Source organism: Maribacter flavus (genome assembly GCF_008386635.1).
GTDB classification, from domain to species: Bacteria; Bacteroidota; Bacteroidia; order Flavobacteriales; family Flavobacteriaceae; genus Maribacter; species Maribacter flavus.
In genome coordinates this window covers 1,080,328-1,105,866 of the sequence record NZ_VUOE01000002.1, presented here as the reverse complement: position 1 = coordinate 1,105,866, position 25,539 = coordinate 1,080,328, and the positions used below count along the sequence as shown (strand labels likewise).

Annotated in this window: 19 protein-coding genes; 8 read left to right on the top strand and 11 right to left on the bottom strand. The window is 43.6% G+C overall.

Translation table 11 applies throughout. The features are described 5' to 3' along the window. Positions 1-7 precede the first annotated feature (7 nt). Together F0361_RS15165 and F0361_RS15160 are read right to left on the bottom strand one after the other, a co-directional pair. Positions 8-4,345 carry a CusA/CzcA family heavy metal efflux RND transporter gene (locus tag F0361_RS15165; RefSeq protein WP_154919834.1) on the bottom strand — a complete coding sequence of 1,446 codons (4,338 nt, stop codon included), beginning with the start codon at positions 4,343-4,345 and terminating at the stop codon, positions 8-10. Between the two features lie 71 nt (positions 4,346-4,416). Continuing rightward, complete coding sequence (locus F0361_RS15160; protein ID WP_154919832.1) at positions 4,417-4,815, bottom strand: hypothetical protein; 399 nt, start codon at positions 4,813-4,815, stop codon at positions 4,417-4,419. Between the two features lie 172 nt (positions 4,816-4,987). Here F0361_RS15160 and F0361_RS15155 point away from each other — a divergent pair, with 172 nt between their 5' ends. Together F0361_RS15155 and F0361_RS15150 are read left to right on the top strand one after the other, a co-directional pair. Beyond that, positions 4,988-5,338: a pyruvate kinase gene (locus F0361_RS15155; RefSeq protein WP_154919831.1), complete on the top strand. Its 351-nt coding sequence runs from the start codon at positions 4,988-4,990 to the stop codon at positions 5,336-5,338. A 26-nt stretch (positions 5,339-5,364) separates the two neighbouring features. After that, the gene (locus F0361_RS15150; protein WP_154919828.1) at positions 5,365-6,561 is read left to right on the top strand and encodes a DegT/DnrJ/EryC1/StrS family aminotransferase; all 1,197 of its coding nucleotides are present in this window, start codon (positions 5,365-5,367) and stop codon (positions 6,559-6,561) included. Between the two features lie 772 nt (positions 6,562-7,333). Here the strand turns inward: F0361_RS15150 and ribB are convergent. The 8 genes from ribB to F0361_RS15110 form a co-directional block, all read right to left on the bottom strand. After that, positions 7,334-8,476: a 3,4-dihydroxy-2-butanone-4-phosphate synthase gene (gene ribB, locus F0361_RS15145; RefSeq protein ID WP_154919826.1), complete on the bottom strand. Its 1,143-nt coding sequence runs from the start codon at positions 8,474-8,476 to the stop codon at positions 7,334-7,336. Then, the gene (locus F0361_RS15140; RefSeq protein ID WP_246160909.1) at positions 8,466-9,905 is read right to left on the bottom strand and encodes an LptF/LptG family permease; all 1,440 of its coding nucleotides are present in this window, start codon (positions 9,903-9,905) and stop codon (positions 8,466-8,468) included. Before F0361_RS15140 ends, ribB begins: the two co-directional genes overlap by 11 nt. A gap of 74 nt (positions 9,906-9,979) precedes the next feature. After that, positions 9,980-10,624, bottom strand: coding sequence for a LolA family protein (locus tag F0361_RS15135; RefSeq protein WP_154919820.1), 645 nt, complete (start codon positions 10,622-10,624; stop codon positions 9,980-9,982). Between the two features lie 27 nt (positions 10,625-10,651). Further along, the gene (locus F0361_RS15130; RefSeq protein WP_154919819.1) at positions 10,652-13,024 is read right to left on the bottom strand and encodes an FtsK/SpoIIIE family DNA translocase; all 2,373 of its coding nucleotides are present in this window, start codon (positions 13,022-13,024) and stop codon (positions 10,652-10,654) included. 61 nt (positions 13,025-13,085) lie between these two features. Then, positions 13,086-13,451 (bottom strand): diacylglycerol kinase family protein, encoded by a 366-nt coding sequence (locus tag F0361_RS15125; RefSeq protein WP_138258409.1) that lies wholly within the window; start codon positions 13,449-13,451, stop codon positions 13,086-13,088. Positions 13,452-13,461: 10 nt separating this feature from the next. Continuing rightward, the gene (gene tpx, locus F0361_RS15120) at positions 13,462-13,968 is read right to left on the bottom strand and encodes a thiol peroxidase (RefSeq protein ID WP_138258410.1); all 507 of its coding nucleotides are present in this window, start codon (positions 13,966-13,968) and stop codon (positions 13,462-13,464) included. Between the two features lie 97 nt (positions 13,969-14,065). Continuing rightward, positions 14,066-15,556, bottom strand: coding sequence for a Na+/H+ antiporter NhaC (gene nhaC, locus F0361_RS15115; RefSeq protein ID WP_154919817.1), 1,491 nt, complete (start codon positions 15,554-15,556; stop codon positions 14,066-14,068). 69 nt (positions 15,557-15,625) lie between these two features. Further along, complete coding sequence (locus F0361_RS15110) at positions 15,626-16,849, bottom strand: aminotransferase class I/II-fold pyridoxal phosphate-dependent enzyme (protein ID WP_154920307.1); 1,224 nt, start codon at positions 16,847-16,849, stop codon at positions 15,626-15,628. 153 nt (positions 16,850-17,002) lie between these two features. Here F0361_RS15110 and F0361_RS15105 point away from each other — a divergent pair, with 153 nt between their 5' ends. Both F0361_RS15105 and lpdA read left to right on the top strand, forming a co-directional pair. Next, positions 17,003-17,461: an Lrp/AsnC family transcriptional regulator gene (locus F0361_RS15105; protein WP_138258412.1), complete on the top strand. Its 459-nt coding sequence runs from the start codon at positions 17,003-17,005 to the stop codon at positions 17,459-17,461. Positions 17,462-17,593: 132 nt separating this feature from the next. After that, on the top strand, positions 17,594-19,000 hold the full coding sequence (lpdA, locus tag F0361_RS15100; protein WP_154919814.1) for a dihydrolipoyl dehydrogenase: 1,407 nt from the start codon (positions 17,594-17,596) through the stop codon (positions 18,998-19,000). Positions 19,001-19,062: 62 nt separating this feature from the next. Here lpdA and F0361_RS15095 read toward each other — a convergent pair whose 3' ends face one another. Next, positions 19,063-20,247: a heparan-alpha-glucosaminide N-acetyltransferase domain-containing protein gene (locus F0361_RS15095; protein WP_154919811.1), complete on the bottom strand. Its 1,185-nt coding sequence runs from the start codon at positions 20,245-20,247 to the stop codon at positions 19,063-19,065. Between the two features lie 128 nt (positions 20,248-20,375). On the opposite strand from F0361_RS15095, the gene F0361_RS15090 reads away from it, so the two are divergent. From F0361_RS15090 to F0361_RS15075, 4 genes are read left to right on the top strand one after another with little or no spacing between them, the layout of a single operon-like run. Next, the gene (locus F0361_RS15090) at positions 20,376-20,912 is read left to right on the top strand and encodes an NADPH-dependent FMN reductase (protein ID WP_154919808.1); all 537 of its coding nucleotides are present in this window, start codon (positions 20,376-20,378) and stop codon (positions 20,910-20,912) included. 4 nt (positions 20,913-20,916) lie between these two features. Next, positions 20,917-22,215: an anthranilate synthase component I family protein gene (locus F0361_RS15085; protein WP_154919805.1), complete on the top strand. Its 1,299-nt coding sequence runs from the start codon at positions 20,917-20,919 to the stop codon at positions 22,213-22,215. Between the two features lie 36 nt (positions 22,216-22,251). Then, a complete protein-coding gene (gene tilS / locus F0361_RS15080; protein ID WP_154919803.1) occupies positions 22,252-23,556 on the top strand; it encodes a tRNA lysidine(34) synthetase TilS in 1,305 nt (434 codons plus the stop codon). Next, a complete protein-coding gene (locus F0361_RS15075) occupies positions 23,553-25,538 on the top strand; it encodes a protein-disulfide reductase DsbD family protein (protein WP_154919800.1) in 1,986 nt (661 codons plus the stop codon). Before tilS ends, F0361_RS15075 begins: the two co-directional genes overlap by 4 nt. Position 25,539: the final 1 nt, after the last annotated feature.

The following is a 25,539-nucleotide window of genomic DNA, read 5'->3' as shown; positions in this document are numbered from 1 at the left end:
GTATTAATTATAAGGTTAGGTAATTGATGGCAACAACGGTCGCATTGTATTCTTTTAACTTGGTTAGGTATTCCAGTTTAACGTCGTAGGCGCTTTCCAAACTCTGTATGTACTGATAAAAATCGATTTCGCCATTTTGGAAACTGCTATTTGCCATTTTTAAAATTTCATCGGACAGTTGGCCGCCCTCGGTTTCATAATATTCCAAGGAATTTGAAAGTACTTGAAGCTGATTTTTTAAGGTAGCCAATTTGGTGCCAAGTTCTATTTCATAATTTCTATATGCCGCCTCTGCACTCTGCTCCGCTATTTTTGCTGATTTTATCTTAGAGGCCTTGCCCCCAAAAAACAAGGGAATCTTTAGGCCCAGTTGGTAGCCGTGCAAATTCCCGGAAATCCCATCATTGGTACCTTGAAAGTACTCCACGCCAATATTGGGTAATAACTGTTGGCTTTCCAGGTTCTTCTCGGCCTTTCTTAACCCAATTTGATGCTGATAATAGGCGATTTCCGGACTTGCGTTCAACACAACGTCCTTTAAAGGAACTTTCAGTAGGGTCTCATTGGCAATGGAAAGACTGTCCTTGGCCTGAATGACCATCATCAAATTCTTATGGGCAATTTCCACGTTTTGCTGCGCTTCGGTGAATTTCAATTGTATCTGACGCTGTTTCGAGGAGGCCGTTATCTTCTCCAAATAATTAGTTTCGCCCAGTTCAAAACGCCTAGAGGCCATTTTGGAAAAATTACCGTAGAGACTGTCCAAAATTTTAAATACATCGGCCATTTCACGGGCTACCTGATATTCATAATATCCGGCTACGACCGCTCTTTCCAAATTTTTGGATTGGATGTCAAAATTGCTTTTGGCCAGATTGTACAGCTCCTTGTTCACCCTTCTTCGTGAAAAATAGACCGTTGGAAAGTCGAACGTCTGTGCCACCCCAAAAACCCTTATGGGCAAATTGTTCAGGGCCAAATTGTTTTCGTCATAGGCGTAATACACATCCGTTTTATCAAAATCGAAGGCGCTGTTCACAAAAGCATCCGATGCTTCCATACCCAATTGATATGCCTTTAGACCCGCATTGTTTTCAATCGCCATGGGTATCAGTGCCTCCAAATTCTTGGTCGGTTGTTGGGCTTTCGCTTGGAATGACCCAAAAAGGACCAAAAGACCTATAACAAGATTGGTCTGTTTTGAAAGGCCCATACTTTTTTTCTCTATATGACTGCTTAGATAGGAATACAAAACAGGCAATACTACTAGGGTCAATATAGTGGCCGTAATCAGACCGCCAATAACTACGGTTGCCAAGGGGCGCTGTACTTCGGCCCCTGCATTGGTAGAAATGGCCATGGGTAAAAAGCCCAATGCGGCTGCCGATGCTGTCAAGAGCACCGCCCTGAGCCTGTCCTTGGCCCCTTCCTTGATCAAATCGTTCAGGCTATCAAATTTCCCCAAAGCTTTCAATTCCTTGAAATGTTCTATCAGTACGATACCGTTGAGCACCGCAATACCAAAAAGGGCGATAAAACCTACCCCGGCCGAAATACTAAAGGGCAATCCCCGTATCCATAACAAAAACACACCGCCCACGGCCGCCAATGGGATGGCGGAATAGATCATTAAAGCTTCCTTGACCGATTTAAAGGCGAAGTACAGCAGTATGAAAATAAGTATCAAGGCAATGGGTACGGCGATCATCAATCTTGATTTCGCACTTTGCAGGTTTTCGAATTGACCTCCGTAGGTTATCGAATAACCCACTGGAAGGTTGATGTTATCATCGATAAGCTTTCTAACATCGTCCACTACGGACTGCAAGTCCCTATTACGTACGTTGATACCCACAACGATGCGCCGGCGCGTATCGTCCCTGGAAATCTTGGCCGCACCTTTTTGGTAGCTGATTTCCGCCAGTTCGCTCAACGGAATCTTACCTCCAGCGGGAAGGTCCACATAGAGATTTTTGAGGTTGTCGATGTCACGGCGCTTTTCACTGTCCAATCGAATGACCAAATCGAACTTCTTTTCCCCTTCAAAAACGCTCCCGGCCGTTTTTCCGGCAAAGCCCATGGAAATCATGTCGTTCAGCTCTTGGATGTTGAGACCGTATCGGGCAATCTTGGACCGATTGTAGTTCACGTTCATTTCGGGTAGGCCCGCAATTTTTTCCACGGAAATATCGGCGGCACCGGGTACGTTTTGTATCAGGTCGCCAATTTCCTTTCCTTTTTTGGCAAGGATGTCCAGGTTTTCACCGAATATTTTAATGGCAATATCGGCACGAACCCCCGTTATCAGTTCATTAAAACGCATTTCAATAGGTTGGGTAAATTCCACCTCCATACCCGGAATGACGGACAGGGCTTCCTTGAACTTATCGGCGAGCTCATCCTTGGATTCCGCCGATGTCCATTCCTCCTTCGGATTCAACACGATAATGACGTCGCTCTCCTCCATGGACATGGGATCGGTAGGTACTTCCGCAGCACCAATTCTGGTGACCACCTGCTTCACTTCCGGGAATTGTTCCAAAAGGATGCTTTCAATTTCCGTGGTGATTTCTACCGTATTACTGAGTGAGGTACCGGTCTTTAACACGGGTTGGATAACAAAATCCCCTTCATCCAAGGTGGGGACGAATTCCCCTCCCATGGACATATACAAGGAAATGGCAATCGCCAAAAGCACCGCGGCAAAGCCTAAAACTATTTTTTTACTGCGTAAGGCCCAATCGATAATGGGGTCGTATTTTTTGGTTAACCAATGCATCAACCGAACGGAGATATTTTTATCGGTTGCTTTGGAGGGTTTTAAGAACAAGGAGGATACTACGGGGACGTAGGTGAAACAGAAGATCATGGCGCCTATCAACGCGAAACTGAAGGTGAGGGCCATGGGCTTGAACATTTTGCCTTCCACACCGCTCAATGAAAGTATGGGGATAAAAACGATCAGGATGATCAACTGGCCAAAAATGGCGGAATTCATCATTTTGTTGGCCCCTGTGTAGGTGATGCTGTCCCTGAGCGCTTGTTGCTCTGACCTTGTCATACTGGAAAGCTCCGCTCTTTTTTTGGTGACATTGAACGCGATGAATTCCACAATGATGACGGCACCATCTATGATAATTCCAAAATCGATGGCACCCAAACTCATCAAATTGGCGTCCACGCCAAAAATGTACATCAGCGAAAGCGCGAACAACAAACAGAGCGGGATAACCGATGCCACTACCAATCCCGACCTAAAATTTCCTAGCAACAGAACCACCACAAAAATAACGATCATACAGCCCAGGATGAGATTTTCAGTCACGGTAAAAGTCGTTTTGGCAATAAGCTCGCTGCGGTCCAAAAAGGCATTGATATACACACCCTCCGGTAAGGATTTTGCGATATTGGCCACCCGTTCCTTCACGGCCTCGATTACCTTTTTGGAATTCGCGTCTTTTAGCATCATCACTTGGCCCAGTACCTTTTCACCTTCACCGTTGCCCGTAATGGCGCCAAATCGGGTTGCGTTTCCAAAACCCACTTTGGCCACGTCCTTTATATATACAGGAACGCCACCCTCATTTTTTACAACGATATTTTCGATATCCTCAAGGGAGTTCACTAAACCTTCCCCTCTGATGAAAAAGGCTTGGTTTACTTTTTCTATATACCCGCCACCTGCAACACTATTGTTGGTCTCCACCGCTTGGAATACCTCTTGGGCGGTGATGTCCATCGCATTGAGTTTTTCGGTGTTTATGGCAACTTCATACTGCTTTAAAAAGCCACCCCAGGTGTTGACCTCTACCACACCGGGAATTCCGGAGAGCTGTCTTTTTACGATCCAATCCTGGATGGTCCTTAGGTCCTCGGCCGTATATTGATCTTTATATTCCGGTTTTACGTCCAGGATATATTGGTAGATTTCTCCTAAGCCCGTGGTGATGGGTCCCATTTCGGGTGTGCCAAAGTTGGATGGGATTTTTTCGGAGGCCGATTTTATTTTTTCGGCGATCAACTGTCGGGGTAAATAGGTACCCATTTCGTCCTCAAAAACGATGGTGACCACGGAAAGTCCAAATTTGGAAACCGACCGGATTTCCTTCACACCCGGTAAATTTGCCATTTCCAACTCTACCGGATAGGTGATGAACTGTTCTATATCCTGTGTGGAAAGGTTTCTTGATGTAGTGATTACCTGTACTTGGTTATTCGTTACATCGGGAACCGCACCAATGGGTATTTTAGTGAGGGAGTACATCCCAAAACCTATAATAAAACAGGTAAATAGCAGAACAATGAACTTGTTCTTGATACTGAAATTAATAATTTGTGAAAGCATGTGTCATAAAATAATCAACATTAAAATTGTCCGAATAGTACCATTCGGAATTAAAGTGTAAACTGATTACTTTATGAATGCCGTGGTGGCTGTAGCAGTCCTTTTGTATGCGATGATGAAGAGGGTGCCTGATAATAAAAATTGGAGTCCTTATACTCCGTGATGATTGGGGTTTCCAATTCCGCATTCACGGGATTTTGGGTATAGACAATGATGGAACTCAAATGGGAATGATGCTGAAAGGGGAGCTGTTCATGGTCCTCCTTTTCCTCTTGGTGCTCTTGTTCGTGTTCAGCTTTCAATTCCCCGTAGTGTTTGGATATAAAGACCAGTACGTTATCGCCATACTGTTCGCTGTGAAATTTGGCATGTTCGATGAATTCATCGATTTGCACCAAATCGTCTGTATGAAGGCCAATCGTTTGTAATAGGATTATGGCCGAAAGTACTATGGAAGCTAATTTGTTCACAGATTGTAAAGTTAATGAAAGGCTGTAAGAATATGAACATCAACCCCTTAAATGGAATCAGTCTAAATTCAAAAGCCTGAGCGATGTAAATGGGGCTTTCTGTTGATAAGTTCCGTTCATAACCGTTCGGTGGAAAAGCGATCAACTTTTATTTTTGCAAACTTTTAAACGAATGGAAAAGTTAAAAGTAGGCGATAAGGTTTATAATACACGGCAAAATGGTTTTACGGACTTTGTTAGGTATTCCTTCTCTGAGGTAGTTTCCCTGACCAAGACCTTGGCAGTGTTGAAGAATGGCGTTCGATTAGTGAACCATCCCAAGACTTCCTACATTACGGAGGATATTGGCTATTCCGTTTCCAGAAAAAAGGGTGCACATTGGCACCTGGTTTCTTTGGAGGCTATCCGAAAGGCGCAAATTGAGAACGAAAAAATTGCCGCCCATGATTGGTTTTCTGCAAAGGAGTTTACCCAAGAGGAAAAGCTGGAAATCTATCGGCATTTTACATCCAAGCAAAAATAAGTATCTTCTCATTTTAAAATAAGCATATGCCAGGTTTCGAATTATTTGGGGAAAAGGAAAAGCAAAGCGTCAACGAGGTCCTGGATACGGGCGTCTTGATGCGCTACGGATTTGATGGCCCCCGCAAGGGACATTGGAAGGCCAAGGAACTGGAAGCGGCCTTATGTGCGAGAATGCAGGTTGCGCATGCGCAGGTAGTGAGCAGTGGCACGGCGGCCTTGACGGTGGCCTTGGCCAGTGCGGGCGTGGGAGCGGGGGACGAGGTGATCCTGCCCACCTTTACCTTTGTGGCCAGTTTTGAGTCGGTTTTAGCTTTAGGCGCCGTCCCTGTTTTGGTAGATGTGGACGATACGCTAACCCTGAAACCATCCGCAGTAGAAAAAGCCATCACACCCAAAACGAAGGTAATCATGCCGGTGCATATGTGCGGTTCCATGGCCGATTTAAAGCCATTAAAGGCCCTTTGTGAAAAGCATAATCTTATTCTTTTAGAAGATGCCTGTCAGGCCATTGGGGGCAGTTATCAGGGCAAACCTTTGGGTAGTTATGGGGATTTGGGCTGTTTTTCCTTTGATTATGTAAAAACAATCACCTGTGGGGAAGGAGGGGCCTTGATTACCAATAATGCCGATTATCATAGAAATGCGGATTATTATTCCGATCATGGCCATGATCATGTAGGGAATAACCGAGGAACGGAATCCCATCCCTTTTTGGGGTATAATTATAGAATTTCGGAACTAAACGCGGCCGTGGGGTGCGCTCAGATCCAGCGCCTGGATGATTTCTTGGAAATTCAGGAGAAACATTACAGGGTCTTGTACGACGCATTAAAGGGGATTGAAGGTATTGGTTTTAGAAGGATTCCAGCCGGTGGGATTCAGAATTATTCCTTTTTAAATTTTTTCCTTCCAACGGAAGCACTGGCCAAAAAAGCACATACCGCATTGGGTGATGGGGGCGTGGATGCCTGTTTTTATTGGTATGACAATAACTGGCATTATTATCGAAAATGGGAACATCTAACGAACCTGACTTCCTTGGGCAAATTGCCGGATGAAGTCAAAAACAACCTTCCGAATTATTCCAAATCAGATTTCTCCGAATCCGACCATTGGATTGGCAGAACAATCTCCTATCTAATAAAATTAAGTTGGACGGAGGCCGAAGTAAAAAGGCGCGCGAACGATATGGCCCAAATCTTAAAAAGTATACTAAAGTGAACCCGTTCTTCATTTTGAATCTGTCACCTTGACCAATGGGTCAGTTCGAGTGATTTTTCGCAATGCAATGAAGAAAAATTGTATCGAAAACCTTTTTATGGGCCAAAGGAGCCTTCCTTGAGCGAAGGCAATGGGTTCTCGATATAGCGTCTCTTTCAGGCCACCACTACCAATGACATAATTCTTAACATAATAATTGCCGGATATTTAGATTGCATCGATACTCGAGGCTTTCCCTTCATTTTTTTCTTGATAAAAAAACGAAGCAAAAAAATCAAGTTGAAAATAGGCAATTGCTGCGCACCATTCACTATCGGGTTTACATGCGTTGTGCCAACGCACCGCACTTCCAACCCTTCGTTCATTATTGCCGATTTTCAAAGGACAATACAAACTCTAATTTATAAACATAGAACCACCATTGAAATCTACACACTCCGTTCAAAAAAATGTCATTCAGATTTCAACGAAATTTTTTTCCAAGTGCTAGAACTGACATTCTTGTGTAAAATTGTTAAAACGCACAACGTGTCAAAATGAATAAGATTTTTTACTGTCCGAAGTAAACTATGAAATATAGTTAAATCTATTGCTAATTAGAAAGTTATTGGATTAAAAAAAATGCTCTAAGCTATTTTAACAGCGATATATGATTTTTAATCCTATCGCATAGAACAACAAGTAAATTATTATAGTATCGGAAAATACGTCTTATCTCTCGTATCTAAAAGCGAAGCGATCTTTAATCTGAACAGGACAATACTCGTTTAAATCAGTATGAAACATATTCCATGATTTCCAGACCGTAGCCCACAATACCCACTCTCTTGGTCTGTTGGCTGTTGGTGAGCAACCGCAATTTGGATATATCCAGATCATGCAGAATCTGTGCCCCGATACCAAAATCCTTGGCATCCATTTCTATTTTGGGAGCCTTGTGAATACCTTGTTTTTGAAGCTCTTTTAACTCGGAAAGCCTCCCTAGAAGGTTCATGGATTCCATATCCTGATTGATAAAAACAATAGCTCCCTTGCCTTCCTGATTGATGGCCTTGAACATGTTCTCCAATTGGGAATCCGCATTATTGGTAAGCGTTCCCAAAATATCGTTGTTCACCAACGTGGAGTTGATACGTGTGAGCACCTTGTCCCCGAGGCCCCAGGAGCCTTTGGTCAAAGCTAGGTGAATGTGGTTATTGGTGGTTTGTTTGTAGGCCCGCAATCTATATTCCCCAAACCTTGTGGTAATTGGAAAATCGAGTTCTCTATGGATCAGGCTATCATGTTCCATTCGGTACGCCACCAAATCCTCTATGGATACGATTTTTAAATCGAACCTTTTGGCTACTTCCATCAATTGGGGGAGTCTGGCCATACTGCCGTCCTCGTTCATGATTTCAACGATGACACCGGCGGGTTTCAATCCGGCGAGTCGGGCAAAATCTATCGCGGCCTCCGTGTGTCCTGTTCTCCTAAGCACGCCGCCTTCCTTAGCCACTAGGGGAAAAATATGTCCAGGTCTTGCAAAATCGTGTGGCTTTATGGTATCATCCGTTAGGGCGCAAACGGTCTTGGCCCTATCGGACGCGGAGATACCAGTGGTCACACCTTGTCCTCGTAGGTCAATGGAAACGGTAAATGCGGTCTCCAAGGGATCTGTATTGTTATTGACCATACGGTGCAGGCCCAGATATTCACATCTTCCTTCGGTTAAAGGGGCACAAATGAGCCCTCTTCCATGGGTGGCCATAAAATTGATGGTTTCTGGGGTTGCCAATTCCGCAGCCGCCAGAAAATCTCCTTCGTTCTCACGGTTTTCATCGTCCACAACAATGATTACCTTGCCATTGCGGATATCCTCTATGGCTTCCTCAATGGTATTCAATTGAATTTTATCCGCAAGATTAGACGTCATGACCTCCATTTTTTTGCTTCTTAAATAGGTTCTTGAAAAAATCCGTTATTACACCAAAGCTCATTAAACCTTTATCCTCGGTGGCCCTTTTGGTAAGGATAATACTCAATGGCAACATGATGAGGGTGGAAAGCCAGGCGCCCAACATGGGGTGGATGTTTCCTTCCTTTGCATAATTACCGGCAAACACACCAATAAAATAATAGACCAAAAATAGCACAATTGCAATTACCATGGGCAGGCCCAGTCCGCCTTTCCGAATGATGGCACCCAAGGGAGCGCCCACAAAAAACAGGATAATACAGGAGAATGCCAATGCATATTTGTTATGCATGGAAAGTATATGCATGTTGTATATTTTATACCGTTTTTGCATTTCCTCCTTTTTTCCTTTGACAGAATTAAGGACATTGGTGGTGGCGTTTTTTGCCGAATTCACTACCTGCATTTGAAGGTAAAATGGAAAAATGTGGAAGATGTCCTCTTTTATGGAATCCTGTCGTGCCGGATTGTTCTTAAGTTTAGCCAGTTTTATTTGCCTGATGGAGTCCTGGGTTTTCTGTAGGGACGACTTTATTTTTGCCGTATCACTTGGGTCTAAGGGTTGGAACATCCCCATCCTGTTCCCGATGCTTTTGGAGAATGCCCTTACGATCCTATAGTTATCATCCTTCAAGGAATCAATATCTTTTCGCAACCTTGAAATATTCTTCATCTTGTCCGTACTGATATCCCGCTCTTCCTCTAGATCTGCATTATTTAGCTCAGGAATTTCTATGTTCATGATGTAGGTGTCGAAATCGGCTTTGGCATGCGGATACTTAAGTTTGTTTTTTTTGGAATCTATATCGTCGTAATAATGTCCGTCCGTAAGTATTAACTGCACTATATCTGAATCCTCGCTACTGACCAGTTCCCCTTGTTTCGATTTTATGACCACATTGTTTTGGCTTCTGTCATTTTTCTGGTGGATGATGACATTTCTAAGATATCGATCATTGTCGCCATATTTCTCGTCCACCTTGATGTTCATGCCCTCGAAGTCACTAAAAACACCTTCGGCAACTACAGCCGCAGGTTTAACCTTGGCAATGTTTTTTCTAAGATTGTAGATTTTACGCTGTGATAATGGAATGACGGAATTAGCGAAAAAGAAAGTGACGCCTCCTAGTATCGTTACAAATACAATCAAGCTTAACATGGCCCTTTGTAGCGAGATGCCCGATGCTTTCATGGCCGCGAACTCATAATTTTCAGCAAAGGCACCAAAGGTCAGAATGGAGGAGAGCAGCACCGTGAGGGGTAGTACTTTCTCCGTGAGATCCGGCATCAAATAGAAAAGAAATTTACCTATAATAATGATATCCAAGCCCTTACCGGCCAAATCATCTATAAAAAGCCAAATCGTCTGGAATATGAAGATGAACATCAATATTACAAACGAACTGACAAAATTAAAGGTAAACCTGGATAATATATAACGGTCTAGTATTCTCAATGGTGTTAATTTCTTAAGATGTAATAGCCGTCATCCTTGTATTTGGCTTCGTCAAAATTAAACAAGGTCGCCGATAATGGCTGATTTGTTTTAAAAGAATTAACAGTAATCGTGGTCTTGGTACCGTTCTTTCCCGTTTCTATTAGCCTATAGATATGTTTTGTGCCCATATCGATTCCCAACAAGCGGGATTTTATTTCCGTATTGGAGTCTATTGGAGTCAATTTTACGTACTGTATCTTTCTTCCCTGAACATTTTGCAGGATGTCCCACTCATAGTTATGGCCTTGCTTATAGAAAGTCAACATTTTTGACGGTGTCATGGCATCCTCTTCATTGGATTGGTCTTCAATGGTCACCTCCTCGTTTTCAGGAACAATGGTATAGACCTTTTTTCCATCATAGAGCTGTTTTGAGCCCAGATAGTTGAATACATATTTGTCGCCTGCCAAGGTGACATCGCCCCGTGTTTCCTGGTTTATACCTGCCTCGGCATTCTTTAAGTCGAACTTAAAGTCCACAAAAATATTATCGTAGCTTTTTACCTTGTTGTAGACTTCGTCCAGCAGTGCCTTGGCCTTTTCAGGGGTTTGTGCGCTCAACATAGAAGCGGAAAGAACAAACGCGAATACCAATATTATTTTTTGCATGTTATGTAGTTTTAATTTTTGTGCCATTTATAGGCCTTCGTTATCCAATAATTGTTGTAGGGATGCCATATCGGGAATGAGTACTTGCCTAGCCTTGCTCCCTTCGAAAGGCCCGACAATGCCTGCAGCTTCCAATTGATCGATGATCCTACCCGCACGGTTATAGCCAAGCTTCAACTTTCGTTGTATGAGCGATGCGGAACCTTGCTGGGCAATGACAATAACCTCTGCCGCTTCCCTGAACATTTTATCCCTATCCTCAATATCATAATCAACACTCGTGCCAGAATCTTCACCCACATATTCCGGCAACTCATGGGCTTCCGGATAGGCTCTTTGGGAACCTATATATTCGGTGATTTTGGCCACTTCAGGGGTGTCCACAAAGGCACATTGAATACGGGTAACATCGTTACCTTGTGTATACAGCATGTCCCCACGGCCGATCAATTGGTCCGCGCCCTGGGCGTCCAAAATCGTTCTTGAATCTATTTTGGAAGTAACCCTAAAAGCTATCCTGGCGGGGAAGTTCGCTTTGATGATACCCGTGATTACGTTCACCGACGGTCTTTGGGTGGCAACGATGAGATGGATGCCTATCGCCCTAGCCAATTGCGCCAACCTTGCTATGGGCGTTTCCACTTCCTTTCCGGCCGTCATGATCAGGTCCGCAAACTCGTCGATGACCAAAACGATATAGGGCAAATATTTATGACCGTCGTTCGGGTTCAACTTTCGGGCCTTGAACTTGGTATTGTATTCCTTAAGGTTCCGTACCATGGCCAATTTCAAAAGTTCGTAACGGTTGTCCATTTCAATACACAGGGAGTTCAAGGTGTTGATTACCTTGGTATTGTCCGTGATGATGGCTTCTTCGGAGTCCGGCAGTTTCGCCAAGAAGTGCCGTTCGATTTTATTGTATAAGGTAAGCTCCACTTTCTTGGGGTCTACCAAAATGAACTTGACTTCGGCCGGATGTTTTTTGTACAGAAGCGAGGTCAAAACGGCGTTGAGTCCAACGGATTTACCCTGTCCCGTGGCACCTGCCATCAACAAGTGGGGCATTTTTGCCAGGTCCACTACAAAAGTTTCGTTGCTGATGGTTTTTCCGAAGGCGATCGGAAGTTCCATTTCCGCTTTTTGGAATTTGCTCGAAGCAATTACGGAGCGCATTGAAACGACCGTCGCGTTTTTATTGGGTACTTCTATACCGATGGTTCCCTTGCCTGGAATTGGCGCGATGATCCTAATGCCCAAGGCGGCCAAGGACAAGGCAATATCGTCCTCCAGGTTTTTTATCTTTGAAATACGGATACCGGCGTCCGGTACAATTTCATAAAGGGTTACCGTAGGTCCAATGGTCGCCTTTATCTGCGCGATACCGATTTTATAATTTTTGAGGGTTTCAACAATTTTGTCCTTGTTCTCCTCGAGCTCTTCCTGATTGATGGTAATTCCGCCGGAAACCCCATGGGCATCCAATAAATCGATGGTAGGGAATTTGTAATTGCCCAGTTCCAAGGTGGGGTCGAACTCACCAAAATCATCCACCAATTTACTGGCCAGTACGTCAATTTCCTCCGGTTCTTCCACAATTTGCTCCACTTCCATGGCCAGTTCTTCCTCATCCTCTTTAGGAACTGTAACCTTAAAGTCGTCGTCTTCCTTGCTCAGGTGCGGTATTTCTTCCTTATGGGTATAGGTATCTACCAAAACTTGCCCCTCGTCATCAATGCCTAAAGGTATATCATCCTCAATATCATTATCCTCGACAGGTCTGGCAGACTTAAAGTCGGCAGAGAGTTCCTTTCTTTTTGATTTAAAATATTCCGCAACACCTTCCGGTGTAACGTTGAAAAGTCGGACCAAAATGAATATCAGACCAAATATCAGCAATAGCAATACGCCAATTTTGCCCGTGTAATCCTGAAGGAAGTCGTTCATTTCATATCCTACGAGACCTCCCAACAACGGACTTTCAACGGCAAAGAAACCGAATGCTATGGAAAACCAAATGAGGAACAAAAGTCCCCAAATCCACTTTTTTGCCAAACCTTTTTTATCCAGTCCCAGGAACATATAAATCCCAGTTAGGCATAAAAGGACTGGGAGTATCAAAGAGGCTATGCCAAAACCCTTGTAGACAAAGAAATGACTGATGCTTGCCCCAAATTTATTGAGCAGGTTCTTGGCTTCCTCGTTTCTGTTCTTGAATTCCGACAATAAACTTTGGTCATGCTCCCAAGAAAAGTAGAACGATACAAATGAAAAGAAAAGCGCTATACTAAAAAGAATCAGAAGGCTACCCAAAATAATCTTGTTCTGTTTGGATATCTTAAAAGGATTCCTCTTTTTGGTAGCTGTTGCCTTTGGCTTGGATTTGGATGCCTTTTTTGCCATGTAAAACGTATTCTGGGGGCAAAAGTACAAATTTACCCCCGAAGCCTTTTAGCTATTATTTTTAAAAAATTTTGGGAAAATAAATGATGCAGCCAACAATGCTTGCAGCTATGGACACCAACATGACCGCTCCTGCCGATATATCCTTAATAAGACCTATTTTGGTATCGAACTCCGGTTGTACGTAATCCGAAATCTTTTCAACGGCCGTGTTCATTCCCTCAATTCCCAAGACCAGGGCGATGGCAAAAATTTGCAAGATCCATTCCGTATTGGATATTTCAAAATAGAATCCGGCCGCGGTCATGACCAGCGTTATAAAAATCTGAATCTTTATACTGGCCTCCGTTCGTATCAACAAAAGGGCACCGCGAAGGGCGAAGCCAACGCTTTTTATTCTATTTACCAGAAAGGATTCTTTGGGCATTTTGCCGTATTTAGGAATCCATCAAAGCTTCAAGTGCAGCTTTATAGTTGGGTTCGTCCACAATTTCCGGAACTTGCTCCGTATACAAAACCGTTCCATTTTCGTCCAATACGACCACTGCCCTGGAATGAAGTGAGGTCAAGGGACCGTCCGTGAATTCCAGATTATAGGCTTTGCCAAAATTACCGTCCCTAAAATCGGAAAGCATTTCAACGTTCTCAATACCTTCCGCTCCGCAAAAACGTGCCTGAGCAAATGGTAAATCTTTGGAAATGCATAAAACTATGGTGTTATCAAGTTCCGCAGCCTCCTCATTGAACTGTCTAACGGACTGGGCACAGGTTCCCGTATCCACACTTGGAAAAATGTTCAGAACCAATTTAGAACCTTGGTAATCCGAAAGCTTAACGGAAGAAAGGTCGTTCTTTGTGAGTTGAAAATCAGGGGCTTTGCTGCCAGTTGAAGGAAGGGTTCCCAAGGTATGGATTTCACCTCCTTTGAGTGTTACGGTTGCCATAGTGTTTCATTTTATTTGGATTGTGAAATTATAAATATAAGCCCATACCTAAAAGCCAAATCCTTTAAAAAAAGGATAAATTTTCACTTTTAAGATTTTAGGTGTTGCTTACTGTTTGGGCCAACTTTTTGATTTTAATATTAAAGGCCGCAAAGATGAAGGTCATAATAGGGCTGAGCCAATTAAAAATGGCATATACAAAATACTCGGCCACGCCTACGCCCAAGACGCCGCTATGGTACGCTCCACATGTATTGTACGGAATTAACACGGAAGTTACCGTACCAGTATCCTCTAAGGTTCTACTTAGGTTTTCGGGGGCCAAACCTCTATCCTTGAAAGCTTGGGAGAACATTTTGCCCGGAACAACTATGGCCAGATATTGATCGGAGGCCGTACCATTTAAAACGATACAGCTGATTCCTGTGCTAAAAAACAGCCCAAAGGTTGACTTGGCCAAACCTAACAAAGCTTTTGTAATTCTTGAGAGTGCCCCAATTCCATCCATAATTCCCCCAAAAACCATGGCACAAACAATAAGCCAAATGGTTCCCAACATGCCTGCCATTCCCTTGGCAGAGAATAGGTCACTCAAAGACGCATTGTCCGTTGGAACATCGGTACTTACCGTAATTGCTTTTAAAATACCCTCGTATCCAGATTGAAAATTCAATTCCTTGGCACCTGTAATACCTGCCACAACTTCGGGCTGAAATATAAGGGCGAAAAGCGCCCCTAATAAAGTTCCTATGAGGAGAGCGGCCAAAGGCGGGGTTTTCTTCACGATCAATGCCACAACGACTATCGGTACTATAAAAAGCCATCCGTTTATATTGAATGAAGCATCTATGGAAGAAAGAATGGCATCAACATCCGCCTCACCACTGGTTTCAAGGTTGAAACCAATAATTATGAACACGATAAGCGTAACTGTTATGGTAGGCACGGTGGTCCATAACATATACTTTATGTGGGTGAACAACTCACCACCGGCCATAGCTGGCGCAAGATTCGTAGTGTCACTTAGTGGGGACAACTTATCGCCAAAATAAGCACCTGAAAGGATAGCTCCTGCCGTCATACCCAATGAAATTCCCAGGGTCTCGCCAATTCCAATCAATGCGATGCCCACAGTCGCGGCCGTGGTCCAACTACTACCCGTAGCTATCGAAATAACGGCACAAATGATGACACAGGCTGCTAAAAAAATAGTGGGATTTAAAATTTGGAGTCCATAATAAATCATGGCCGGAATAATACCGCTAACGAGCCATGTTCCGGCCAATGCTCCCACCATCAATAATATTAGCAAGGCACCGGAAGTGGATTTGATATTTTCGGCGACCTCGGCCAACATCTGTTTGTAGGGAACTTTCTTATAGATACCTACGATAGCTGCTACAGCCCCGCCTAAGAGAAGGATAAATTGATTTGAACCACTTAACGCGTCATCCCCAAACACATATACATTGTATGCCAGCATAATAACCAGCGCAACTACGGGTATTGTTGCTTCTAAAATGCTCAGTTCCTTATTTTCAACAATATGCTCGTTCTCTCTATGTTTGTTGGTTTTCTGATCCGCCATCAACAATTTTCCGTTTGGTTATCCCGTAATATTACGATTTAAAGGAAAGATGTGCAACCCGATATTCTTTTACTCTAGCTTCATCGTATCGGCTTCAAGTATGTTTAGGTCTACCATGCATTGCTTCATCAAATCGTAGGTTCGGTGGATATCACTGTCCAAACCAATGGAAAAGCGGATAAGTCCATCACCCAAACCCATGGCTTTTTGTTCATCCAAGGGAATTTCGGAGGAAGTGGAAGTGCCTGGGGCACTAAAAAGCGTTTTGTAAAAGCCCAGGCTGACCGCCAAGTAGCCTAATTTCCGTTCTTGCATCATCTCCATCAGGGAATTTGCATTTTCCAGGGAACCCACGTCAATCGTTAGGAGTCCGCCATATCCATACTGTGGATTCATTTGATCTTCCATGATCAAATGGCCGGGGTGTGAGGACAGTCCGGGATAGACGACCCGTAGACCATCTCGTTCAAATTTTTCGGCCAAGAACTGCGCATTTTCGCTGTGCTTTTTTATTCTGATATGCAAGGTTCGCATGTTTTTGAGTATGGAAGCGCCCCGTAGGCTATCCAACGTACTTCCCAAAAGCATTCCCGCACCATTGTTTACGTCCTTGAGGCTTAAACAAAATTCCTTGGTGCCGCAGACCGCTCCAGCCACACAATCGCTGGTGCCATTGATGAACTTGGTAAGGCTATGGATTACGATGTCGGCACCCAATTTGGCCGGAGTGATGGATAGGGGGGAGAACGTATTGTCCACTACCAACGGAATTCCGTTTTCCTTCGCAATTTTTGCCAATGCGGAAATATCCGCAACCTCCAACAAGGGGTTGCTCACACTCTCGCAATAAATCATTTTGGTCCTTGACTTTATGGAGCTCGAAACCGCATCCAAATTGGTAATATCCAAGAATGTTATTTCAATATTGAACTTTTTTAAGAAGTTCTTCATAAAGGCATATGTACCTCCATAAATAGTTCTGCTGCTAATGATATGGTCTCCGGCATCGCATAATTGCAGGATGACGGCGGTAATCGCTCCCATTCCGCTCGCGGTAACGTTGGCCGTTTCCGTTCCCTCCAAAGCCGCCAAGGCTTCCCCTAAATAGAGGTTGGAAGGGGAGGAGTGCCTACTGTAGAGATAACATCCTTCCGTGTTCCCTTCAAAGGTATCGAACATTGTTTTGGCGGATAGAAACGTGTAGGTCGATGAATCTGAAATGGAAGGATTCACCCCACCAAACTCACCAAAATACTGTAGATCCTGTAAATCGTTTGCTTCTTTATGGCCCATAATTGTAACATTTGTCATCAAAAATATATTTATTTAGATGAATTGTCAATCAAAATGTATATTTGTAGAAAAATAATCTATAATATTCCGATTCTTGGAAAATTAGTTTAAGAGGAAGCTTTGGAATGTTAATTTTTAGAATAAAATTCGGTTATGAAGTTTGATGAAATCGATGAAAAATTATTGGGCCTATTGCAGACCGATTGTAAAAAGACGACAAAGGAGTATGCGGATACCCTTGGACTTTCTACCACTGCGGTGTACGAAAGAATCAAGAGGTTAGAACGCGCCAAGGTCATTACATCCTATGTGGCGCTGATCGACAGGTTTACCGTGGATAAAGGTTTTACGGCCTTTTGCCATGTGAAGTTGGTACAGCATACGCGGGACAATATCCGTCATTTTGAACGTGAAATAGGCAAGCTCCATGAAGTAGTGGAATGTCATCACCTAAGCGGTGATTTTGATTATATCCTAAAAATCCATGTAAGGGATATGGAGGATTACCGGAATTTTATGGTTTCCAAGTTAACGGCCATACCGCATATTGGCAGCACCCAAAGTTCCTTTACCATAAAAGAAGTGAAGCATTCTACCGTTATACCGCTGTAAAATTCAAAAAAGCAGTAATTTTACCACACTAAATGCATAGTTGAATACTATGGGTTTTTTGAACTTTAACTGAATATCGACATTAGTGTCGGAATGCACTAAATCTCGAATAGCGTGTAAAAATTAAAATTTATGAATCAATACGATGTAGCCATTATCGGCTCGGGTCCTGGAGGATATGTGAGTGCCATTAGATGTGCCCAATTAGGAATGAAAACCGCAATTATTGAAAAATATCCCACTTTGGGGGGAACCTGCTTGAATGTGGGATGCATTCCATCCAAAGCCCTTTTGGATTCATCGCACCATTATGCGGATGCCATCAACCATTTTGAGGAGCATGGTATCGAGATTCCAGGGGAGGTAAAGGTAAACCTGAAGCAGATGATCGCCAGAAAGCAGGGGGTCGTAGATCAAACTACTAAAGGCATCCAGTTTTTGATGGACAAAAATAAAATCGATGTCTACGAGGGGGTGGGAAGTTTCAAGGATACCACCCATGTCAATATCAAGAAGAATGATGGAAAAACGGAGACCATCGAGGCCAAGAACATCATCATCGCCACAGGTTCCAAACCTGCTTCGTTACCCTTCATAAACATCGATAAGGAACGCATCATTACCTCTACCGAAGCCTTAAAACTTACCGAAATTCCAAAACATATGATTGTTATTGGAGGCGGGGTGATAGGTCTGGAATTGGGCCAGGTGTATAGCCGTTTGGGTGCAGAGGTTACCGTGGTGGAATATATGGACCGAATCATACCCGGCATGGATGGGGCGCTTTCAAAGGAATTGATGAAAGTACTGAAAAAGCAAAAAATCAAGTTCGCGTTGTCGCACAAGGTAAAATCGGTCGAGCGAAAGGGTAAGAAGGTAACGGTAAAAGCCGATGACAAAAAAGGCACTGAAGTCGTTTTTGAAGGGGATTATTGTTTGGTATCCGTAGGAAGGAAACCCTACACCGAAGGACTCAATCTTGAAGCGGCCGGTGTGAAAATGGATGATAGGGGCCGAGTAGAGGTCGATGGACATCTTAAAACCAATGTGGACAATATTTATGCCATCGGCGACGTGGTCAAAGGAGCGATGCTTGCCCACAAAGCAGAAGAAGAGGGTACTTTGGTAGCCGAACAGTTGGCAGGTCAGAAGCCGCATATTGATTATAACCTGATTCCGGGCGTAGTGTACACTTGGCCAGAAGTCGCCGCCGTTGGTAAAACGGAAGAGGAACTAAAGGAGGCTGGAGTGGACTATAAAGTGGGTCAATTTCCTATGAGGGCTTTAGGCCGTGCGCGAGCAAGTATGGACATTGACGGATTCGTAAAGATATTGGCCGATAAGAAAACCGATGAAGTGTTGGGTGTCCACATGATTGGGGCCCGTTGTGCCGATTTGATTACGGAGGCCGTTACTGCCATGGAATTTAGGGCGTCCGCCGAGGACATTTCCAGAATGAGCCATGCGCATCCAACCTATGCGGAAGCGGTAAAAGAGGCCGCGCTTGCCGCCACGGAGGACCGTGCGTTGCATATTTAATCCGAAGTATGGTTTAAAAAAATGCCGTTTCAAACTACTTGAAACGGCATTTTTCCTAACTCCTAACTCCTCTGTAGCCCTAAAAACTGAACCAATCTAAACAGCAGGGTTCTAAGTAGATTAAACCCTATAATTAGTAATCGCTCCGCCTGCACTTTAATAAGTAGGACAATCTGATGTAACTGCTCCTTGATCCAGACCTTTTTATTCTCATAGCCAAGTGCCAGATACGAACAGACGACCATAAAGGTGATGGCACCAATGATGGCCATCCAAGGATTCAAAGAATGATGGAAAAATCGGTAGAGACCAAGTCCCGTAAAACTTCCGTAAAGGATAATGAAGTGGATTACATAAATGGAAAGGGTACTCTGACCCAACCGCAGTCCGGTTTTGTTGGTCAGGAACTTTCTAAACAGCATAAAAATGGAGAATACAACGAATACGTCTCCCAGCCTAATGAACAGATAGTTATTGGATACGACATCGGCAAAAATTTGTAATCCGGTAATTTCATTTAAAAGGGCAAAGAAGTCCGAAGAATACCACATCAGTGTAAACCCTACCAGTGCAAATGTCGGTATGGCAACCGTATATAAATTTTGGTGTTCCTTAAATCTTGTAAAGACAAGCGAAAGGAACGCCCCCATGGTAGTGTAGCCAAACCAAGGGATTATGGTAAAAACGGAACCGTTAGTTTTGGTAAGGTAATTCGCTATCCAAGTAGGTAAACCATTATACTCCAGTGTTTTGTATATCGGTTCAAAAATGAACAACAGCAGTGTAGTGGACAAAAGAAGGAAGGAAAACAGCCAATTTTTGGATTTGGCAGTCAACAAATAATACGCAATGATTCCTAAGATTGAAAACCCAATGCAGTGCAATACATCCACCAGATAGAAGGAGCTGTAAATTTCCCCTTTAAAGAGTCCCCAAAGATTTAGTCGCAACAGATACCCTATAAATAGTAATTGTAAGCCTCTCTTAATGCCTTTTTTAACCCTGGGGTTCTGCCAACCACGTTCCGGAACCCTGATCAATAGATAGGTAAATATAAAACCGGATACGGTAAAGAAAACAGGCGCCGTAATCCCTCTAAAATATTTCCAAACGTTGAAAACGGTATTTGAGGAATCCCTATAAAGCGGGTCGAGGAGTCCATCAATAAAATGCCCTTGTAGCATCATTAGGATGGCCCATGCCCGTATGGCATCGATAAAGAATAGTCTTGTAGTACGTTTGTCCATTCCAAATTTTAACTACCCTATATACTTAATTTACAGGGTGGTTGGATGTTTTCTAGCGCGAAATTAGATAAAATACTGTTAACTAAGTGGCTTTTGGCTAATTTAGTCCTTTTAAAAATTGACCGCTTATGTCCTTTATCCTCGCCTTTGCCGGAAGTAATTCTTCGGCTTCCATAAATTTTGAACTCGTAAAATATACGTGCTCCTTGATAGGAACTGAGGAAGTCCGACTCATGAACATGAGTAATTGTCCGTTTCCCATGTATAGTATGGACTATGAGAAGGAACATGGATATTCAAATGCGCTCAATGAATTCAAGCGGGATATTCAGTTTTCCAGGGGCGTCATTATTTCGGTGAATGAACATAATAGTTATCCATCGGCTTATTTCAAAAATTTGTTGGATTGGTTATCCCGGTTGGACCGCGATTTTATTCGGGATAAGAAGGTGCTTTTAATGGCTAGCTCGCCCGGAAAGCGCGGAGGTATTGGAGCTTTGGAAGTAAGTTCCGCCCTCTTGAATAGGTTTGGGGCCCATATTGTGGGTACCTTTTCCCTGCCGCAGTTCAAGGAGAATTTTGATGCCGATAAGGGTATTGTGGATGCCGACTTGGCCCAGGCGCACCAAAATTTGTTGAAGGATTTTCTAAAGGCAATAGACTAGGCTTTTGCGGCAACGACTCCTGCATACCGTTGAGGACATCGGGGCTTTCAAACGCTCGGTGCTTCGTTGGGCGCAGCGGTTCGAAGAAATTGTATGGTTAGACTCCAACGGTCATCAAAACTCCTATACCTCCTTTGACGCACTGCTTGCCGTAGATGGCCTCACGGCAATTTCTACGGATTACCACAACGCCTTTGAGGATTTAAAGGCCTATCAGTCGCAAGTAAACGACTGGATTTTTGGGTATCTCTCCTACGATTTAAAGAACGATGTGGAAGCCCTCGAATCCGAAAATTTTGACGGACTGGAATTTCCGGAGCTCTATTTCTTTCAGCCAAAGAAAATTATTCAAATCCAGGGTTCCCAGGTAGAATTTGTGTATTTGGATATGGTCGCCGATGAGATGCAGTCCGACTTTGAGTCGATTTCCCAAAATGATTTCGAGGAAAACATCGGCTTAAAAAAGGAGCAACCGTCCATAAAAATGCGGATTTTCAAGGATGAATATTTCAACCAGGTTTCCCTAATATTGGACCACATCCATCAAGGCGATATATATGAGGTAAATTTTTGTCAGGAATTTTATTGTGAAGGCTTTGATATGATTCCTTTGCCCGTCTATGAACGCTTGAACGCCATTTCAAGACCGCCCTTCGCGACCTTCATGAAGTTCTTCGGCAACTATGTGCTATGTGCCAGTCCGGAACGATTTTTAAGGAAAGTCGGTACAAAAATAGTTTCACAGCCCATAAAAGGAACGGCGGCCCGTTCACTAGACCCAAAAAAGGATGCAGAACTGAAACGACATTTGGAAAAGGACCAAAAGGAGCGTTCAGAAAATGTGATGATTGTGGATTTGGTGCGTAACGACTTGTCCAAAACTGCCCTAAAGGGAAGCGTACAGGTGGAGGAACTCTGCAAAGTGTATTCCTTTGCCCAGGTACATCAAATGATTTCAACGGTATGCTGTGAAGTGAAAAGAGATGAAAACCCTGTGGATACTTTAAAAAACTGTTTCCCTATGGGCAGTATGACCGGGGCTCCCAAAGTGTCGGCCATGCAGATTATCGAGGCCTTGGAATCGTTCAAAAGGGGCGTATACAGTGGGGCGGTAGGATATTTTACGCCGAAGGGCGATTTTGACTTCAACGTGGTCATACGCAGCATCCTATACAACAGTTCCAAAAAGTATCTTTCCTATGCCGTTGGGAGCGCCATTACGGCAATGTCCAACCCGGAAAAGGAGTATTTGGAATGTCTGTTGAAGGCCAAGGCGATGCGACAGGTTTTGGAAGAGGTTTAAGATTATGTGAATTTCTTAATTGGTTAACTTTGTGCCATGCTCAAGGATTTTCAATCGCACATCTTGGATAACTTCCCGGAACTGACAAAAAATAAATTTTTATTGGCATGCAGTGGGGGGTTGGATAGTGTTTTGCTGTCTTACCTATGTAAGGAAAGCGAGATGGATTTCATTTTGGCACATTGTAATTTTAGGTTGCGCGGAGCGGCTAGCGATGGCGACGAGAAATTTGTAAAGGAATTGGGCAATCGATTGGGAAGACCGGTACTTGTGACCCATTTTGATACGATGGGTTATGTACATAGTCATAGGGTGTCGGTGCAAATGGCGGCCAGGGAGCTGCGATACCAATGGTTCAAGGGATTGATGGAAGAACATGGAATAGCCTATTTGGTTATGGCGCATCATGCCGATGACAATCTGGAAACCTTTCTCATAAATTTGTCCCGCGGAACCGGAATCGATGGTTTGACCGGCATTCCCGAAGCAACCGGCCAAATTAGGCGACCGCTTTTGAAATATACACGGGATACGATTTTGGCCTATGCCAAAGAAAGGGATTTACAATGGCGGGAGGACGAAAGCAATGCCGATACCAAGTATCTGCGCAATAAAATCCGACTGGAAATTGTCCCGAAATTAAAGGAACTGCATCCTACCTTTATGGAAAATTTTGAACGTACCTTGGGCTTTCTCAAGGAAACCCAGGAAATTTCGGAAAATGAACTGGAGAGGGTTAGGGAACAGCTTTTCCAAAGGGAAAACCAGTATTTGAAGATTTCCGTATTGGAATTAAAAATACTCCGGCCTCTCCATGGCTACCTATACGGACTGTTTAAGGAATTTGGTTTTACGGAATGGCAAAACGTAGCGGAACTTTTGGACGCCATGAGCGGTAAATCGGTCTATTCTACCGAATATGTATTGCTGAAGAATCGGGATCACTTGATTTTGGCCAAAAACACGGCACAGGAAAAGGGAGTTTTTGAAATTGCCGAGGGCGACTTTAAAATCGATTACCCCATTGGCTTGGAAGGTAAGGCGGTATCGGAAAAAAAGGATACTACTGCCCGTATAATTTATTTGGATAAAAACACGTTAAAATATCCGTTGACCGTAAGGAAATGGGAGAAGGGCGACTATTTTTACCCCTTGGGGATGAAGGGCAAAAAGAAATTGTCCAAGTACTTTAAGGATGAAAAATTGGACATTTTTTCCAAACAGGAACAATGGTTGCTTTGCTCCGGTGATGCAATCGTTTGGGTAATAGGTAGGCGGGTGGATGACCGATTTAAAGTAACGGAATCAACAAAAGAGATACTAAGCATAGCATTATTATGAAGCAACTAATTTTCGGGATTTTTCTTCTATTAACTGCATTTTTGGGCCGTTCCCAGAGCGATGAAAATCCGGTCATTTGGAGCCATGAGGTCAAAAAGATTTCGGATACGGAGTTTGAGCTGATTATCAAAGGCGACATCCATGAGGGATGGCATGTGTATTCCCAGTTCACGGACGAAGGAGGTGCCTTGCCCAGTGAATTCAAATTCTTTGAAGTAGATAAGGACTACGCTTTGGTGGGCGATACAAAGGAGAGTGCCACCGTGAAGGAATTCAGTGATATTTTTGAGGTAGAGGAAACCTTTTTTAAGGAAGAGGCCATCTTTACCCAGCGGATAAAACTGTTGAATCCGGAGATCAAACAAGTAAAGGTCAACCTATTTTATCAGGTCTGTAAGGAAGTCTGTATCCCTGCCGATATTGATTTTGTGTTTTCCTTGGATGGTTCCAAGGCCGTGACGGAAACCCTTGCACTGGATGAAAAAAGCAAGATGTTGACGGCTAACCTAAAATTGGATTTAAAGAATAAGGCCTTGTTGAGTCAGGGTCAGGAGAATATTGGTTCAGGTTCCAATCTGTGGGTGATTTTTGCCCTCGGATTTTTGGGAGGGCTTATCGCCCTTTTGACCCCGTGCGTATTTCCCATGATTCCCTTAACGGTTTCCTTTTTCACCAAACATTCGGAGAAAAAATCAAAGGGGATAGCGAATGCCTTGCTCTATGGCTTTTTCATCGTATTGATCTATTTCCTGTTGAGTCTTCCGTTTCATTTATTTGATTCGGTCGATTCTCAAATACTGAATACCATAGCCACCAACGTTTGGCTGAACTTGGCGTTTTTCGCCATTTTCATCTTCTTTGCCTTTTCTTTTTTCGGCTATTACGAATTGACCCTACCCAGTTCCTGGGCGAATAAAATGGATGCGGCATCCTCAAAGATTGGAGGGGCTTTGGGCATCTTTTTTATGGCCGTGACCTTGGCCATTGTTTCGTTTTCCTGTACGGGACCCATTTTGGGCGGACTATTGGGAGGTACGACCTTGGCCGAAGGCGATGTGGCTACTAATCTATCTGCTGGGATGACCGGATTTGGCGTGGCGTTGGCCTTTCCGTTTGCACTCTTTGCGTTATTCCCGGCCTGGCTGAACTCCTTGCCAAAATCTGGCGGATGGATGACCACGGTAAAAGTGGTATTGGGATTTTTGGAGATTGCCTTGGCCTTGAAATTCCTTTCCAATGCCGATTTGGTAGGTCATTGGGGAATCCTAAAAAGAGAGGTTTTTATTGGAATTTGGATTCTCATAGGAATATTGACAACCTTATACCTCTTTGGTGTTTTTAGATTTCCGCATGACGGTCCCAAAGGAAAACTTTCCATAGGCAGAAAGGCCGTTGGTGTGGTGAGTGCCGCATTTAGTTTGTACTTGATTTTAGGGTTGACGGGGATTTCAAATCTGAAATTGTTAAGCGGTTTCCCTCCACCGGAATTTTATAGTGTTTTTGAGCAGGAATCCGATTGTCCCCTGGGCATTGACTGCTTTAAGGACTTTGAAACGGGATTGGCCTACGCCAAGGAACAGGAAAAACCTATTTTGTTGGATTTTACCGGATGGGCCTGTGTCAATTGTCGGAAAATGGAAGAAAATGTTTGGAGCGAACCGGATGTCTATCAGATTTTGAAAAATGATTACGTTCTTATTTCACTATATGTAGACGATAGAAAGGAACTTCCGGAGGCCGAGCAGTTTACGTTTCAATATGACTCGGGCCGAACCAAGCGCATCGGTAACATTGCCCAAAAGTGGGGTACTTTTCAGGATGTGAACTTCAATGCGGTATCGCAACCTTTCTATGTGCTGCTCTCGCCGGACTTGGAGGTGTTGAATACGGCCATCCAGAACACCGATGCGGATACCTACAGAACCTGGTTGCAGGAAGGGCTACGAAATTATGAAGGAAAGGGATTTTCCAGCAATCCGTAAG

Bases quoted from the DNA above. Each gene is read 5' to 3' on its own strand.
- ribB (WP_154919826.1), bottom strand. From the start codon at position 8,476: ATGACGTCTAATCTTGCGGATAAAATTCAATTGAATACCATTGAGGAA.
- F0361_RS15155 (WP_154919831.1), top strand. From the start codon at position 4,988: ATGGAAAAGTTAAAAGTAGGCGATAAGGTTTATAATACACGGCAAAAT.
- F0361_RS15140 (WP_246160909.1), bottom strand. From the start codon at position 9,905: ATGTTCATCTTCATATTCCAGACGATTTGGCTTTTTATAGATGATTTG.
- F0361_RS15110 (WP_154920307.1), bottom strand. From the start codon at position 16,849: ATGGGCCATAAAGAAGCAAACGATTTACAGGATCTACAGTATTTTGGT.
- F0361_RS15095 (WP_154919811.1), bottom strand. From the start codon at position 20,247: ATGGACAAACGTACTACAAGACTATTCTTTATCGATGCCATACGGGCA.
- F0361_RS15135 (WP_154919820.1), bottom strand. From the start codon at position 10,624: ATGCAAAAAATAATATTGGTATTCGCGTTTGTTCTTTCCGCTTCTATG.
- F0361_RS15075 (WP_154919800.1), top strand. From the start codon at position 23,553: ATGAAGCAACTAATTTTCGGGATTTTTCTTCTATTAACTGCATTTTTG.
- F0361_RS15165 (WP_154919834.1), bottom strand. From the start codon at position 4,345: ATGCTTTCACAAATTATTAATTTCAGTATCAAGAACAAGTTCATTGTT.
- F0361_RS15150 (WP_154919828.1), top strand. From the start codon at position 5,365: ATGCCAGGTTTCGAATTATTTGGGGAAAAGGAAAAGCAAAGCGTCAAC.
- F0361_RS15105 (WP_138258412.1), top strand. From the start codon at position 17,003: ATGAAGTTTGATGAAATCGATGAAAAATTATTGGGCCTATTGCAGACC.
- F0361_RS15125 (WP_138258409.1), bottom strand. From the start codon at position 13,451: ATGCCCAAAGAATCCTTTCTGGTAAATAGAATAAAAAGCGTTGGCTTC.
- F0361_RS15130 (WP_154919819.1), bottom strand. From the start codon at position 13,024: ATGGCAAAAAAGGCATCCAAATCCAAGCCAAAGGCAACAGCTACCAAA.
- tilS (WP_154919803.1), top strand. From the start codon at position 22,252: ATGCTCAAGGATTTTCAATCGCACATCTTGGATAACTTCCCGGAACTG.
- lpdA (WP_154919814.1), top strand. From the start codon at position 17,594: ATGAATCAATACGATGTAGCCATTATCGGCTCGGGTCCTGGAGGATAT.
- tpx (WP_138258410.1), bottom strand. From the start codon at position 13,968: ATGGCAACCGTAACACTCAAAGGAGGTGAAATCCATACCTTGGGAACC.
- nhaC (WP_154919817.1), bottom strand. From the start codon at position 15,556: ATGGCGGATCAGAAAACCAACAAACATAGAGAGAACGAGCATATTGTT.
- F0361_RS15090 (WP_154919808.1), top strand. From the start codon at position 20,376: ATGTCCTTTATCCTCGCCTTTGCCGGAAGTAATTCTTCGGCTTCCATA.